A 14,420-nucleotide genomic window follows, 5' to 3' on the forward strand; every position below is an offset into this window, starting at 1 on the left:
ATGCCGTTTGAGTTGCTTGCGGCATTTGACCTGCTCATGGCTGTCGACACCATGAACTTGAAAAACCTGCTTTGCCAAATCCACGCCTATGCGTTTAAGTTTCATGCGGGCTCCCCCTCCGGGATTGTTTGTTTCGTAACCTTCAGTCTGGCGCAATGACGCCGTAGGAGGGAGGAGTCCATCTCATTGGGCTACGGCTGTTGCGGCGGTCTGTAGGAGCCGGCTTGCCGGCGATGATCGCCCGCAAGCGGGCTCCTACGAGGGGGCATGTTGCGCCTTGTAGGCCTTGAGCGCTTGCAGGCGCTCGCGGTTGAGCGCTTCGCCCAGCTCCGCCCCTTTGAATCCCTTCTCCACGAGCGGTTTGACCGGCACCTGCCGCGCTGCTTCGGCAGCACCGAGCAGGTAAGCAGCTTGTGGATAATCGCGCTGCTCCAGACCCAAGCGGCCACGCGCGTCCATCTCGCAGGCGGCGACGAATTCGACGAATCGCTGCGGGCGGCGGAACACGTCGAAGCGTTGCAGCAGTTCCAGTAGTGTCGAGGGTCGCAACTCCAGTGCGCGATGACCGTGGGTATGAAACTCACCGACCAGCATGGCCAGCTCGGCGCAGTCACGCGGCGCCTTGCAGCGCGCGTTAATCGCCTGGATCAGGCGCAGTCCCTTGTGCTCATGGGCGATATGCCGTGGCCACTCGGCTTCCGGTGTCAGGCCTTTGCCGACGTCATGCAGCAGGCAGGCCCAGCGCACGTTCAGCGGCTGGTCGTGCTCGGCACACTGGCGCAGGACGCTGAGCACATGCACGCCGGTATCGATCTCCGGGTGGTGTGTTTGCGGTTGCGGTACACCGAACAGATCGTCCACTTCCGGCAGCAGGGCTGCCAGGGCACCGCAGTCGCGCAGTACCTGGACGAACACGTCTGGACGCGGCTCCATCAGGGCGCGGGAGATTTCTTTCCAACTGCGTTCAGCGGTGAGGTGGGTCAGCTCGCCGGATTCGGCCAACTGACGCATCAGTGCCAGGGTTTCAGGTGCGACGCTGAAACCCAGCGGCGCATAGCGTGCGGCAAAGCGGGCGACGCGCAGGACGCGCAACGGATCTTCGGCGAATGCCGGCGAAACGTGGCGCAGGATGCGGGCTTCAAGATCATGCTGGCCACCGTAGGGATCGATCAGGTTGCCGTGATCATCCTCGGCCATGGCGTTGACGGTGAGGTCGCGGCGGATCAGATCCTGTTCCAGGGTGACGTCGGGGCTGGCGTGGAAGGTGAAGCCGCCATAGCCGCGCCCGCTCTTGCGCTCGGTACGGGCCAGTGCGTACTCCTCGCCCGTTTGCGGGTGCAGGAACACCGGAAAGTCGGCGCCCACCGGGCGATAGCCGAGTTCGAGCATCTGCTCGGCGCTGGCGCCGACCACGACCCAGTCCACTTCACTTACGGGACGGCCAAGCAGGCGATCGCGCACAGCGCCGCCGACTTTGTAGATCTGCATGTATGTTCCTCCACTGAGCGCAGAGGATACCGAAGAACGTGCCGGGTGCGCAGGCGCTCAAATCGGCGGGATGATCAGGTCCAGCCTCGGGTAGTCGCTTTCGCCCTCCGAGCTGCCGCGCGGTGGCACATGCTGAGTGGTGATCAACTGATCGCCCTGGCACACCTCCAGATGAATGTCGAAGCCCCACAGCCGATGCAGGTGCTTGAGCACTTCGCCAGTGGAGTCGCCCAGTGGTTTGCGGTCGTGCTGCTGGTGGCGCAGGGTCAGCGAGCGGTCGCCACGGCGGTCGATGTTCCAGATCTGTACGTTGGGTTCGCGGTTGCCCAGGTTGTACTGGGCGGCGAGCAGTTCACGGATGGTGCGGTAGCCGGGTTCGTCATGAATGGCAGGCACCAGCAGTTCGTCCTTTTGGTCGTCGTCGAGAATGCTGAACAGTTTGAAGTCGCGAATCACCTTGGGCGAGAGGAACTGCAGGATGAAGCTCTCGTCCTTGAAGCTGGTCATGGCGAACTTGAGCGTGGTCAGCCAGTCGCTGCCGGCGATGTCGGGGAACCAGCGCTTGTCTTCCTCGGTGGGGTTCTCGCACATGCGGCGGATGTCGCGGTACATGGCAAAACCCAGAGCATAGGGATTGATGCCGCTGTAGTAGGGGCTGTCGAACGGTGGCTGGTAGACCACGCTGGTGTGCGACTGCAGGAACTCCATCATGAAGCCGTCGGTAACCAGGCCTTCGTCATACAGGTCGTTCATCAGGGTGTAGTGCCAGAAGGTGGCCCAGCCTTCGTTCATCACCTGGGTCTGGCGTTGCGGGTAGAAGTACTGGGCGATCTTGCGCACGATGCGGATCACTTCGCGCTGCCAGGGCTCCAGCAGAGGTGCGTGCTTTTCCAGGAAGTAGAGGATGTTCTCCTGTGGTTCGGCGGGGAAACGCTTGCTGTCCTTCTCGCCGCCTTTGTCCGCACTTTTGGGAATGGTGCGCCACAGATCGTTGATCTGCTTCTGCAGGTGTTCTTCGCGCTCCTTCTGCCGGCGCCGCTCTTCCTCGGCGGAGATGGGATAGGGCCGCTTGTAGCGGTCGACGCCGTAGTTCATCAGGGCATGACAGGAGTCGAGCAGTTCCTCCACCGCGTCGATGCCGTAACGCTCCTCGCACTGCATGATGTACTGCTTGGCGAACACCAGGTAATCGATGATCGAGCTGGCGTCCGTCCAGGTGCGGAATAGGTAGTTGCCCTTGAAGAAGCTGTTGTGGCCGTAGCAGGCGTGGGCGATCACCAGCGCCTGCATGCAGATGGTGTTCTCCTCCATCAGGTAGGCGATGCACGGATCGGAGTTGATCACGATCTCGTAGGCCAGGCCCATCTGCCCGCGCTTGTAGCCTTTTTCGGTGGCCAGGAAGTGTTTGCCGTAAGACCAGTGGTGATAGCCCAGCGGCATGCCGACCGAGGCATAGGCATCCATCATTTGCTCGGCGGTGATCACTTCGATCTGGTTGGGGTAGGTGTCCAGCGCATAACGTTCGGCGATGCGCGCGATTTCCTTGTCGTATTGGCGAATCAGGTCGAAGGTCCATTCCGAACCGGTAGAGATCGGTTGGCGTTTCTTGGCGGTGGCGCTCATGGCAACTCCTCAACTCACCAGACGGCGCTGGAACAGTTCGCGGAACACCGGGTAGATGTCCGCGGCGGACACCAGTTGCTGCTGGGCGAAGCTGTCGGCGAAGGCTTCGGCAACTTGTTCGTACTCGAACCACAACGCCTGGTGTTCGCGTGGGGTGATCTCGACGTAGGTGAAGTACTGCACGAACGGCATGATCTGGTTGATCAATATATCCCGGCATACCGGTGAATCGTCATTCCAGTTGTCGCCGTCCGATGCCTGGGCGGCATAGATATTCCATTCGTTGACCGGATAGCGCTCGGCCATCACCTCCTGCATCAGCTTCAGGGCGCTGGAGACGATGGTGCCGCCGGTCTCGCGAGAGTAGAAGAACTCCTCCTCGTCCACTTCCTTGGCACTGGTGTGGTGACGGATGAACACCACGTCGATCTTGTCGTAGTTTCGTTTGAGGAACAGGTACAGGAGGATGAAGAAACGCTTGGCCACATCCTTGGTGGCCTGGGTCATGGATCCGGAGACGTCCATCAGGCAGAACATCACCGCCTTGGAGCTGGGGTTGGGCTGCTTGGTCAGTAGGTTGTACTTGAGGTCGAAGGTGTCGAGAAACGGCACACGATGGATGCGTGCACTGAGCCGCTCGATTTCCTCCTGAATGGCCTGGATATCGCCGAAGTTGTCCGGCTCTTCCCGGCGTAGTCGTTCCAGTTCGGCCTTGGCTTCGCGCAATTTGGCGCGGCTGGAACCAGACAGGGCGATGCGCCGTGCGTGGGCCGAACGCAGGGTGCGCACGATGTTGATGCGCGAGGGGTTGCCCTCGTTGCTGATACCGGCGCGCACGGTCTTGAAGGTTTCCGCACCGGTCAGGTGGCGCTTGACCAGATTGGGCAACTCCAGGTCCTCGAACATGAAATCGAGGAATTCCTCCTGGGTGATCTGGAAGACGAACTCGTCCATGCCTTCGCCGGAGTTGCTCGCCTTGCCACTGCCGCGGCCGGCGCCGCCGCCTTGCGGGCGTGGAATGCGCTCGCCAGTGGTGAACTCCTTGTTGCCGGGGTGGACGATGGTCTGCTTGCCGCCACGGCCATGGTGCAGCACCGGCTCGTCGATATCACGGCCAGGAATGCTGATCTGCTCGCCGTGCTCCATGTCGGTGATGGAGCGCCGGCTGACGGCTTCCTCCACCGCCTTCTTGATGTGTTCACGGTAACGCCGCAGGAAGCGCTGGCGGTTAACCGTGCTCTTGTTTTTGCCGTTGAGGCGTCGGTCGATCACGTAGCTCATGACGTCTCCCTAGCCTGCCCATAGCCACAGGCAGGCAGCGAATGACCCGGCACGCGCCGCGCGCCGGATTAGGCTTACTGAGACTTGCGAACCCGCAGGTACCACTCCGATAGCAGACGTACCTGCTTCTCGGTGTAGCCGCGCTCGACCATGCGTTTGACGAAGTCGTTGTGCTTCTGCTGATCCTCCTTGTTGCCCTTGGCGTTGAAGCTGATGACCGGGAGCAGGTCCTCGGTGTTGGAGAACATCTTCTTCTCGATGACCACGCGCAGCTTCTCGTAGCTGAGCCAGGAGGGGTTCTTGCCATTGTTGTTGGCACGGGCACGCAGCACGAAGTTGACGATCTCGTTGCGGAAGTCCTTCGGGTTGCTGATGCCGGCCGGCTTCTCGATCTTCTCCAGTTCCTCGTTGAGCGCCACGCGGTTGAGGATTTCGCCGGTTTCCGGGTCGCGGTATTCCTGATCCTGAATCCAGAAGTCGGCGTACAGCACATAGCGGTCGAAGATGTTCTGCCCGTATTCGCTGTAGGACTCCAGGTAGGCGGTCTGGATTTCCTTGCCGATGAACTCGATATAGCGCGGCGCCAGGTATTCCTTGATATAGCGCAGGTAGCGCTCGCGCACCTCGGCGGGGAACTGTTCCTGCTCGATCTGCTGCTCCAGCACGTACAGCAGATGCACCGGGTTGGCGGCGATCTCGTGCGGATCGAAGTTGAACACCTTGGACAGGATCTTGAAGGCGAAGCGGGTCGACAGACCATTCATGCCCTCATCGACACCGGCGCTGTCGCGGTATTCCTGGATCGACTTGGCTTTCGGGTCGGTGTCCTTGAGGTTTTCGCCGTCGTAGACGCGCATCTTCGAGTAGATGTTGGAGTTGTCTGGCTCTTTCAGGCGCGACAGGACGGAGAACTGCGCGAGCATCTTCAGCGTGTCCGGCGCGCAATGCGCCTTGGCCAGCGAGCTGTTGATCAGCAGCTTGTCGTAGATGCGGATTTCATCGGTCACGCGCAGGCAGTACGGCACCTTGACGATGTAGATGCGGTCGATGAAGGCCTCGTTGTTCTTGTTGTTGCGGAAGCTGTGCCATTCCGATTCGTTGGAGTGGGCCAGCAGGATGCCGCTGTAGGGAATCGCACCGAGGCCTTCGGTGCTGTTGTAGTTGCCTTCCTGGGTGGCGGTCAGCAGCGGGTGCAGCACCTTGATCGGCGCCTTGAACATCTCGACGAATTCCATCAGGCCCTGGTTGGCCCGGCACAGCGCGCCCGAGTAGCTGTAGGCGTCGGCGTCGTTCTGCGGGTATTCCTCGAGCTTGCGGATATCCACCTTGCCGACCAGGGCGGAGATGTCCTGGTTGTTTTCGTCGCCCGGCTCGGTCTTGGCCACGGCGATCTGGTTGAGGATTGAGGGGTACAGCTTGACCACGCGGAACTGGCTGATGTCGCCGCCGAACTCCTGCAGGCGCTTGGTGGCCCACGGCGACATGATCGAGCTGAGGTAACGGCGCGGGATGCCGTAGTCCTCTTCGAGAATGGCGCCGTCTTCGGTGGCGTTGAACAGCCCCAGCGGCGACTCGAACACCGGCGAGCCCTTGATGGCGTAGAAGGGCACCTTCTCCATCAGTTGCTTGAGCTTTTCCGCCAGCGAGGATTTACCGCCACCCACCGGGCCGAGCAGATAGAGAATCTGCTTCTTCTCTTCCAGGCCCTGCGCGGCATGCCTGAAGTAGGAGACGATCTGGTCGATGCACTCTTCCATGCCGTGGAAGTCGGCGAAGGCCGGATAGCGGCGGATGACCTTATTGGAGAAGATGCGTGACAGCCGTGAATCGCTGGAAGTGTCCAGCAGTTCCGGCTCGCCAATGGCCATCAGCAGGCGCTCGGCCGCAGTGGCGTAGGCGCTGCGATCCTGTTTGCACAGTTCGAGGTACTCCTGCAGCGAGTAATCCTCCTGGCGGGTCGCCTCGAAACGTTGTTGGAAGTGACTGAAAATGCTCATGACTTCACCTCGCTCGATGCTGAAAGCTGGCTCGGGATCGGTCGTGCGTGCAGGTGCTGGGTAACTCCGGCTCCGAAGAAGTCGGGAACAATCCCCCAAAACCCAAAAGTCGTTACCGATGGCCCGATGCCGGTTTGCCGGCTCTACCTTCAGTGGGATGGCCTGATTAACAGAATAGTTCGTTCTGCAGAGCGTCAAGGGCGGGACAGCGATAACGGGATGTTACCGTGCGTCGGGGAAGGGCGGCAGGCCAGAGCGGGCGCGGCCTGCCGGCTGAAGAAATTTATTCTTCGCTGCTTTGCGCGGTTTCGCTCGGGTAAGTGGCGTGCCACAACTCGAAACCACCGTCGAGGCTGTACACCTCGGAGAAACCCTGGGCGACCAGGTAGGCTGCGGCGCCCTGGCTGGAGTTGCCGTGGTAGCAGGAGACGATCAGTGGCGCGTCGAGGTCGGCGTGGCTGATGAAGTCATGCAGTGAGTGGTTGTCCAGGTGGCGCGAGCCGCTGATATGGCCATTGGCAAAGCTGTGCGGGTCGCGGATGTCGACCACGACGGCGCCCTGGGCGCGCAGTTCCTGCGCCTGTTGCGGGGAGATACGCTTGAATTCGCTCATGTTGGTGCCTCGCGTGATTCTTGGGGGCGCCTTGGGCGCTTATTCCTTGGGACAGGTGCAGCGGTGCAGTGCTCCGCTGTCGACGTCGAGCAGGGTCATCGCACCACCCCAGACGCAGCCGGTGTCCAGTGCGTAGAGGCCTGGTTCGCTGCAATTGCCTTCCAGCGCCGCCCAGTGGCCGAAGATGATCTTCTCGCCGCGCATCTTGCGCTGCGGGTGGCTGAACCAGGGGGCGAAGCCGGGCGGCGCGTTGTCGGCGCCTTCCTTGCTCTTGAGGTCCAGCGTGCCATCTGCCTTGCAGAAGCGCATGCGGGTGAAATAGTTGGTGATGACGCGCAGGCGGGTTACGCCATGCAGGTCCTTGTGCCACTTGGCTGGTTCGTTGCCGTACATGCCATCGAGAAACAGCGGCAGACGGGCATCGTCACGCAGCGCCTCTTCGACCTCGGCGGCACGACGCAGCGCCTTGCTCAGCGTCCATTGCGGCGGGATGCCGGCATGTACCAGGGTCACCTTGCGCTCGGCGTCGTGGTGCACCAGCTTCTGCATGCGCAGCCAATCGAGCAGATCGTTGCGGTCCGGCGCATCGAGAATCTCGCGCAGGGTATCGCCCTTCTTCAGACGCTCGATGTTGTGGGCCACGGCCAGCAGATGCAGATCATGGTTGCCCAGCACACAGGTCACGGCGTGGCGAATGGAGTAGAGAAAACGCAGGGTCTCCAGCGACTGCGGGCCGCGGTTGACCAGGTCGCCGACCAGCCAAAGCTGGTCTTGCGCGGGATCGAAGGACACTTGCTCGAGCAGGCACTTGAGCGGTTTGAGGCAACCCTGCAGGTCGCCGACGGCATACACCGCCATCAGTGAAGGGCTCCCGGTACAGCCAGGCGGAAGGGCGCGATAGTCGCGTCGAAGCGTTTGCCGTCCTCGGCGAGCATCTGGTAGCTGCCCTGCATGGTGCCGACCTGGGTGGTCATGACCGTTCCGCTGCTGTAGGTGTGGCTGGCGCCGGGCTCGATATGCGGTTGCTGGCCGATCACGCCGGCGCCGCGCACTTCCTGCACGCGGCCGTCGCCGTCGGTGATGATCCAGTGGCGCGACAACAGCTGAGCGGGCAGCTCGCCGTTATTGACGATGGTCACGGTGTAGGAGAACGCGTAGCGGCTCTGCTCCGGCTGCGACTGCGCGGCCAAGTAGCGGGTGGTGACGCTGACGTCGATCTGATAACAAGGGTCGGACATGCGAATGATCCGTTGGGCGTGATTGCAGTTTAGTCCTGCGCAGCAGAGGGCTGTAGAGCCAGTTGGTCGGCCAGGCGGACGAAGGCGGCCAGATCCAGTTGCTCGGGGCGCAGGCTGCCGTCGACCCCTGCCGCTTCGATGGCATCGGCGGGCAGCAATTGCTTGAGCGTGTTGCGCAGGGTCTTGCGGCGCTGGTTGAAGGCCTCACGCACGACGCGTTCGAGCAGGCGATGGTCTTTGGCGGGGTGCGGCAGGGTTTCATGCGGCACCAGGCGGACGATGGCCGAGTCGACCTTGGGTGGTGGGTTGAAGGCCCCGGGGCCGACGTTGAACAGGTGTTCCACGCGGCAGTGGTATTGCACCATGATCGACAGCCGCCCCCAATCGCCGCCGCCCGGGCCGGCGGCCATGCGCTCGACCACTTCTTTTTGCAGCATGAAGTGCATGTCGCGAATCAGCGGTGCGTTGTCCAGCAGGTGGAAAATCAGCGGCGTGGAGATGTTGTAGGGCAGGTTGCCGACAACGCGCAGGCTGCGTGGTGGCGCGTCGAGGCGGGCGAAGTCGAATTTCAGTGCGTCGCCCTGATTCAGGCGAAAACGCGGATTGTCGCCGAACTTGTTTTGCAGGATGGGGATCAGGTCAAGGTCGAGTTCGATCACGTCGAGCTGCGCGCCGCTGCCGAGCAAACCCTCGGTAATGGCGCCCTGGCCCGGGCCGATCTCCAGCAGGCGTTCGTCTTCCTTGGCGCGAATGGCGCGCAGGATACGGTCGATCACCCCGGCATCATGCAGGAAGTTCTGGCCGAAGCGCTTGCGCGCGCGGTGTTGGTATTCGGGCATGTACGGCTCCGCGCAACGCCTCGAGTCGTGTTGCTCGAGGCTGGATGCAAAAAAGAAAGTCGCACAGTCTACCAGCGAATGGCGCCGCGGGCGCGGGCCGCGGTCTCAGTGGTTCATTCCTGGCGGCTGGCGGCCATCTGGTAGGCGGTTTCCAGTGCCACCTGCAGGCTGCCGATGTCCACCTTGCCAGTACCGGCCAGATCCAGGGCGGTGCCATGATCCACCGAGGTGCGGATGATCGGCAGGCCCAGCGTGACATTGAGCGCCGCACCGAAGCCCTTGAACTTGAGCACGGGCAGGCCCTGGTCGTGGTACATGGCCAGTACGGCATCGGCCTGTTCGAGATACTTGGGGGTAAACAGAGTGTCGGCCGGCAGCGGGCCGATCAGGTTCATGCCTTCGCTGCGCAGACGCTCCAGCGTCGGTTCGATGATCTCGATTTCCTCACGTCCTAGATGCCCGCCTTCGCCGGCGTGCGGATTGAGGCCGCAGACCAGGATGCGCGGCTCGGCGATACCGAACTTGCTTTGCAGATCGGCATGCAGGATGCGCGTCACACGCTCCAGGCGTTCGGCGGTGATGGCGGCTGCGACATCCTTCAGTGGCAGGTGAGTGGTGACCAGCGCGACGCGCAAGCCGCGGGTCGCCAGCATCATCACCACCTGCTGGGTGTGGGTCAGTTCGGCGAGAAACTCGGTGTGACCAGAGAAGGCGATACCCGCTTCGTTGATCACACCTTTGTGTACGGGGGCGGTGATCATTCCGGCAAATGTCCCGTCCAGGCAGCCTTGGCCAGCGCGGGTGAGGGTCTGCAGCACATAGGCAGCATTGGCGGGCGTCAGTTTGCCGGGGACGGCAGGTGTCGCCAGGGGCGTATCCCAGACGTAGAGGCCGCCAGCCGCTGCGGGGCTGTTTGGCCATTGCTGCGGGCCGACGGTCAGCAATTCGATATTCAGCCCCAGTTGCTTAGCGCGTTCTGCCAGTAGCTCGCGGCTGGCGATGGCGACCAGAGGCGCTGGCTGCGCCTGCTGGGCCAGCAGCAGGCAGAGATCGGGGCCGATACCGGCGGGCTCGCCAGGTGTGAGGGCAAAGCAGTGCTGCGCAGTCATGGTCGCTCTCTGTGCGGGCTGGGGCGTCAGTTTACGCTGCCGGGCCAATAACGAAAAAGCCCGGCACTTGGCCGGGCTTTTGGAGCAATACCGCTATTACAGCTTGATCTCGACGTAGGCTTCGTCGCGGATCTGGCGCAGCCAGGCCTGCAGCTCTTCGTCGTACTTGCGGTTACGCAGCAGGTTTGCGGCCTGTTGCTCGCGGAACTGCGCGCTGTTATCGGTAGCGCGGCGGCCCATGACTTGCAGCACGTGCCAGCCGTACGGGCTCTTGAACGGCTTGGACAGCTCGCCGCTGGCAGTGTTGTTCATCACTTCGCGGAATTCGGGCACCAGCGCCTCGGGGTCGATCCAGTTCAGGTCGCCGCCATTGAGTGCAGAACCCGGATCTTCCGAGAAGTTCTTCGCCAGTTCGGCGAAGTCCTCGCCATCGACGATGCGCTGGTACAGGCGCTCGGCCAGGCGACGGGTTTCTTCTTCGCTGCGAATCTCGCTGGGCTTGATCAGAATGTGGCGAACATGCACTTCGTCACGCACCTGAGTATCGCCACCACGTTTCTCGATCAGCTTGAGGATGATGAAACCACCCGGCGTGCGCACCGGCTCGGTGACTTCGCCCGGGTTCAGCTGGCTGATCATGTTGTCGAACGGTGGCGGCAGCTGACCGGCTTTACGCCAGCCCATCTCGCCGCCTTCCAGCGCGTTTTCACTGGCCGAACGGGAAATCGCCAGTTGGGCGAAGTCTGCGCCTTGCTGCAGCTGCTGATACACCTCCTGCGCCTGCCGCTCGGCGGCCTGGATTTCACTGGAGGACGCGCCCTCGGGAACTGGAATCAGGATGTTGGCCAGACGGAACTCTTCCGACAGCTGCATCTTGCCCAGGTCGGAGGCGAGGAAGTTCTGCACTTCCTGGTCGGTGACCTGGATGCGTTCGGCCACGCGGCGCTGACGCACACGGCTGATGATCATCTCGCGACGCACCTGATCACGGGCATCGGCATAGGACAGGCCATCACGAGCCAGCGCTTCGCGGAACTGCTCCAGGCTCATGCCGTTGCGCTGGGCGATGGTGCTCATGGCCTGGTTCAGCTCTTCGTCGGTGATACGAATGCCGGAGCGCTCGCCGATCTGCAGCTGGATGTTCTCGATGATCAGGCGTTCGAGCACCTGCTGGCTGAGTACATTCTCCGGAGGCAGGGCGCCACCGCGCTTGTCGATGGTCTGTTGCACTTCACGCAGGCGAGCGTCGAGCTGGCTCTGCATGACCACGTCGTTGTCGACGATGGCCACGACGCGATCCAGTGGGCGAACCTGGGCCTGAGCCGTTGCCGCCAGCAGTGCTGCGCCCAATAGCAGGGGGCGCAGGCGATCAGAAAGCTTGGTCTTCACGTTCACGGTAACCTTGAATGCCTTGGTCGAGGAAAGTTTCCACCTTGTTGCCCACAACGCCACCGAGGCCCTTGAGGACGATCTGCAGGAAGATGCCGCGGTCCGGCTCGTCGTTGCGCGATGGATTGAGGCTGACTTCGTCGTAATCGATCCAGTAGCGGTTGATCAGGCGCAGCTTCCAGCAGCAGCTGTCGTATTCGAAACCACCGAAGGCTTCCAGAGTACGGTTGCGGCCATAGTCGTACTGCCAGCGCGAAATGACACTCCACTGTGGAGCCAGCGGCCAGATGACGGAGAAGTCATGCTGGTCGATCTTGTAGTAGTCCTTGATCTCGTTGGCTGTATCTGGGGCGTAATCGCCACCGAAAACCCACCGGCCGCTCTCGCGGTCATAACGCAGTGTGTCGTTACGATAGCGATAGCCCAGGTTGACCACCTTGTTCGGGTTGGCTTCCGGCTGGTAGTGGAACATGGCGCTGCCGGAGCGGGTGCGGCTGGTATCCGGGTCCCAGTTGAAGGTCGAGTTGAAGCGCCAGTCGCGGTTGAAGCGGTACATGTACTCCAGTGCGTATGGCGACACGTCGCTTGTGGCATCCGGGCGGGCCCGGTAGTCGATGCCCGGCATCTGCACCTTGCGGTCTTCGAAGTAGAAGGCCTGGCCGATGCTGAAGCGCTGGCGCTCGAAGCCGTTCGGCTCGATCCAGCGGCTGGTCACGCCCAGCGACAGTTTATTCTCGTCGCCGATGCGATCCTTGCCGGTGAAACGGTTCTCGCGCCACAGCGAGGCATAGCTGAAGGTCGACTCGCCGCTATCGAACACCGGGATATCGGTCTGGTCTTCTTCCGGTACGTAGAGATAGAAGGCGCGCGGTTCCAGAGTCTGGCGGAAGTCCTTGCCGAACAGTTGGGTATTGCGGTCGAAATACAGGCCGCTGTCGACGCTGAACAGGCCGACACCACGGTTCTGCGTACCCTTGTACTCCTGCTCGGCCAGCAAGCTGTTCTTGCCCTGGCTATCGAGGCTAAGGTCGTAGTGGGTCTGCATGTACTTGATCTGCGGCTTGAGGAAACCCCAAGTCCAATCCAGTGGCAGGCTGACAGCCGGCTCAAGATGCATTCGCTCGCCAGTGGCACGAGCTAAGCCGCGCAGGCGGGCGTCATACCAAAGACCTTCATTAACACCGTCTTTGTTAATGACTTCGCCTGAGCGCAGGTTGCGATCAAAGCGTACGTACTCGGTACCATAGGTGAAGTCCAGTCCGCCCGGATTGAACGGCAGTTTGCCGTCCAAAGTGATCTGCGGCAGACGGTCATACGGCGTCACATCGGTGATATTGGCCAGTTCGTAGGCATGCAGGTTCAGCCGCGCGCGGTAACTGTCACCACGATAGGTCAGGGTGCCGCGCTGGTTGACATAGGTCTGCTTGTCGATACCCAGGTCGGTATCGAGATCCTGGAAGTAGTAGGGATCGCTGATGTCGGTGTAGTCGACTTCGGCGAGCAGGCGCGAGTTCAGGCCCTGCTTGTGCTGCCAGCTGTACATCCAGCGCTGCTCTTTATACTCGGGCATCAGCTTGCGTTCGTCTTCCTTGTCATTCAGCCATGCGCCGCCGACCTGGCCTTCGCTGCTTTCGGTCAGGTAACGGAACTCACCTTCCATCAGTAGACCGCGTTTGGCCATGTAGGTCGGATAAAGCGTGGCGTCATAGTTCGGCGCCAGGTTGAAGTAGTAGGGCGTTTGCAGCGAGAAACCATTGCTGCTCGACGTGCCGAAGCTCGGCGGCAGGAAGCCGGACTGGCGGCGATCATCGATCGGGAAGTAGATGTACGGGGTGTAGAACACCGGAATGTCCTTGACCCGCAGCGTTACGTTGGTCGCGGTGCCGAAGCCAGTCGCCGGGTTCAAGGTGACGTTGTTACCCTTCAGGTGCCAGGCATTGTCGCCCGGTTCGCAACGGGTATAGGTGCCATCCTTGAGACGGATGATCGCGGTCTCTTCGCGCTTGGCGTAGAGCGCGCTGCCGCGCACGTGAGCCTGATGCATCACGTATTCGGCGTTGTCGATACGCGCTTCGCCGTTATCCAGTTGCAGTTCGGCGCGGTCGCCGACCACCAGCATGCCCTTGTCGCGCAGGCGTACGTTGCCGACCAGCTCGCCACGGTTTTCCGTCTGGTGCAGGCTCGCTTCGTCGGCCTCGACCTGCATGCCGGACTGGCGCAGGACGACGTCACCGGCGAGGGTGGCGATCTGCTTTTCCTGCTCGAAACGCGAGGCCTTGGCGGAAACGTACATCGGCGATTCGTCCAGCGGCGTGGTGTCATCCATGCCCGGGCGCAGTGGCTCGACATAGGCGCCTGCGCAGTAGGGGCCGGCTTCGGCCAGTTGCGCTGCGGTCAGCTTCTCGCGTGGGACCCAGTCCAGGTGGCTGTAATCGGGGCTGCGCGAGGCGAGGGCGCGGCCCTTGCTCTCGGTGACCAGCACTGGCGCGGCTTCCTGCCTGGTGCTGGCCTCGCTGCTCGAGCCGCTGCTGCTGACAGCATCACGGCTGTGCAGCGGGCGCGGGGGCAGGGCGCTGGCCACTGATTTCGGTGCGCAGGCCCAGCCGCCCGTGGGCGATGCCTGGCAATCGTATTGCTCGGCGGCAAAGGACTGTAGGCTGAACGCGGGCTGTAAGGCCAGGAGGCTGCCGGTGACCAGCAGCGGGAATTTCTTGCGGAACGCGGGGTATTTTACTGCCATCTTGTTAGTCCGGGCTTCCTGCGCGCTATCGGCCCAGGGGCCGCACGCCTCTCGATGGGCTGAAAAAGATGCTGGATAATAAAGCATGACCCGCGCAACGGCT

The 14,420-nt window shown here is 61.9% G+C and carries 11 protein-coding genes and 1 pseudogene; all 12 read right to left on the reverse strand.

All coding sequences use genetic code 11. From position 1 onward, the window contains the following. A pseudogene (locus PSOLE_RS23845) lies at window positions 1-105 on the reverse strand (IS110 family transposase); the annotation flags it as partial. 150 nt (window positions 106-255) lie between these two features. Then, the gene (locus PSOLE_RS17130) at window positions 256-1,488 is read right to left on the reverse strand and encodes a multifunctional CCA addition/repair protein (RefSeq protein WP_074858723.1); all 1,233 of its coding nucleotides are present in this window, start codon (window positions 1,486-1,488) and stop codon (window positions 256-258) included. 57 nt (window positions 1,489-1,545) lie between these two features. Then, window positions 1,546-3,111, reverse strand: a complete 1,566-nt coding sequence (locus PSOLE_RS17135) for a SpoVR family protein (protein ID WP_003463540.1) — start codon at window positions 3,109-3,111, stop codon at window positions 1,546-1,548. Window positions 3,112-3,120: 9 nt separating this feature from the next. Continuing rightward, complete coding sequence (locus PSOLE_RS17140) at window positions 3,121-4,392, reverse strand: YeaH/YhbH family protein (RefSeq protein ID WP_074858721.1); 1,272 nt, start codon at window positions 4,390-4,392, stop codon at window positions 3,121-3,123. 74 nt (window positions 4,393-4,466) lie between these two features. Further along, window positions 4,467-6,389, reverse strand: a complete 1,923-nt coding sequence (locus tag PSOLE_RS17145; RefSeq protein WP_074858717.1) for a PrkA family serine protein kinase — start codon at window positions 6,387-6,389, stop codon at window positions 4,467-4,469. Window positions 6,390-6,672: 283 nt separating this feature from the next. After that, window positions 6,673-7,002 (reverse strand): thiosulfate sulfurtransferase GlpE, encoded by a 330-nt coding sequence (glpE, locus tag PSOLE_RS17150; protein WP_003463537.1) that lies wholly within the window; start codon window positions 7,000-7,002, stop codon window positions 6,673-6,675. A gap of 39 nt (window positions 7,003-7,041) precedes the next feature. Further along, window positions 7,042-7,860: a symmetrical bis(5'-nucleosyl)-tetraphosphatase gene (locus PSOLE_RS17155; protein ID WP_003463533.1), complete on the reverse strand. Its 819-nt coding sequence runs from the start codon at window positions 7,858-7,860 to the stop codon at window positions 7,042-7,044. Continuing rightward, entirely contained in the window at window positions 7,860-8,240 is a 381-nt protein-coding gene (gene apaG, locus PSOLE_RS17160) for a Co2+/Mg2+ efflux protein ApaG (protein ID WP_074858716.1), read from the reverse strand. Before apaG ends, PSOLE_RS17155 begins: the two co-directional genes overlap by 1 nt. A gap of 29 nt (window positions 8,241-8,269) precedes the next feature. Continuing rightward, on the reverse strand, window positions 8,270-9,079 hold the full coding sequence (gene rsmA / locus PSOLE_RS17165) for a 16S rRNA (adenine(1518)-N(6)/adenine(1519)-N(6))-dimethyltransferase RsmA (RefSeq protein ID WP_074858714.1): 810 nt from the start codon (window positions 9,077-9,079) through the stop codon (window positions 8,270-8,272). A 113-nt stretch (window positions 9,080-9,192) separates the two neighbouring features. Continuing rightward, window positions 9,193-10,188: a 4-hydroxythreonine-4-phosphate dehydrogenase PdxA gene (pdxA, locus tag PSOLE_RS17170; protein WP_074858711.1), complete on the reverse strand. Its 996-nt coding sequence runs from the start codon at window positions 10,186-10,188 to the stop codon at window positions 9,193-9,195. A 96-nt stretch (window positions 10,189-10,284) separates the two neighbouring features. Beyond that, window positions 10,285-11,577: a peptidylprolyl isomerase gene (locus tag PSOLE_RS17175; protein WP_088339333.1), complete on the reverse strand. Its 1,293-nt coding sequence runs from the start codon at window positions 11,575-11,577 to the stop codon at window positions 10,285-10,287. After that, the gene (locus PSOLE_RS17180; protein ID WP_074858708.1) at window positions 11,558-14,317 is read right to left on the reverse strand and encodes an LPS-assembly protein LptD; all 2,760 of its coding nucleotides are present in this window, start codon (window positions 14,315-14,317) and stop codon (window positions 11,558-11,560) included. The genes PSOLE_RS17175 and PSOLE_RS17180 overlap by 20 nt, the downstream gene beginning before the upstream one ends. Window positions 14,318-14,420: the final 103 nt, after the last annotated feature.

Source organism: Pseudomonas oleovorans subsp. oleovorans (genome assembly GCF_002197815.1).
GTDB lineage: Bacteria > Pseudomonadota > Gammaproteobacteria > Pseudomonadales > Pseudomonadaceae > Aquipseudomonas > Aquipseudomonas oleovorans.

Excerpts from the sequence above, each read along its gene's own strand:
- PSOLE_RS17130 (WP_074858723.1), bottom strand. The coding sequence starts at position 1,488 with ATGCAGATCTACAAAGTCGGCGGCGCTGTGCGCGATCGCCTGCTTGGC.
- PSOLE_RS17135 (WP_003463540.1), bottom strand. The coding sequence starts at position 3,111 with ATGAGCGCCACCGCCAAGAAACGCCAACCGATCTCTACCGGTTCGGAA.
- PSOLE_RS17140 (WP_074858721.1), bottom strand. The coding sequence starts at position 4,392 with ATGAGCTACGTGATCGACCGACGCCTCAACGGCAAAAACAAGAGCACG.
- PSOLE_RS17145 (WP_074858717.1), bottom strand. The coding sequence starts at position 6,389 with ATGAGCATTTTCAGTCACTTCCAACAACGTTTCGAGGCGACCCGCCAG.
- glpE (WP_003463537.1), bottom strand. The coding sequence starts at position 7,002 with ATGAGCGAATTCAAGCGTATCTCCCCGCAACAGGCGCAGGAACTGCGC.
- PSOLE_RS17155 (WP_003463533.1), bottom strand. The coding sequence starts at position 7,860 with ATGGCGGTGTATGCCGTCGGCGACCTGCAGGGTTGCCTCAAACCGCTC.
- apaG (WP_074858716.1), bottom strand. The coding sequence starts at position 8,240 with ATGTCCGACCCTTGTTATCAGATCGACGTCAGCGTCACCACCCGCTAC.
- rsmA (WP_074858714.1), bottom strand. The coding sequence starts at position 9,079 with ATGCCCGAATACCAACACCGCGCGCGCAAGCGCTTCGGCCAGAACTTC.
- pdxA (WP_074858711.1), bottom strand. The coding sequence starts at position 10,188 with ATGACTGCGCAGCACTGCTTTGCCCTCACACCTGGCGAGCCCGCCGGT.
- PSOLE_RS17180 (WP_074858708.1), bottom strand. The coding sequence starts at position 14,317 with ATGGCAGTAAAATACCCCGCGTTCCGCAAGAAATTCCCGCTGCTGGTC.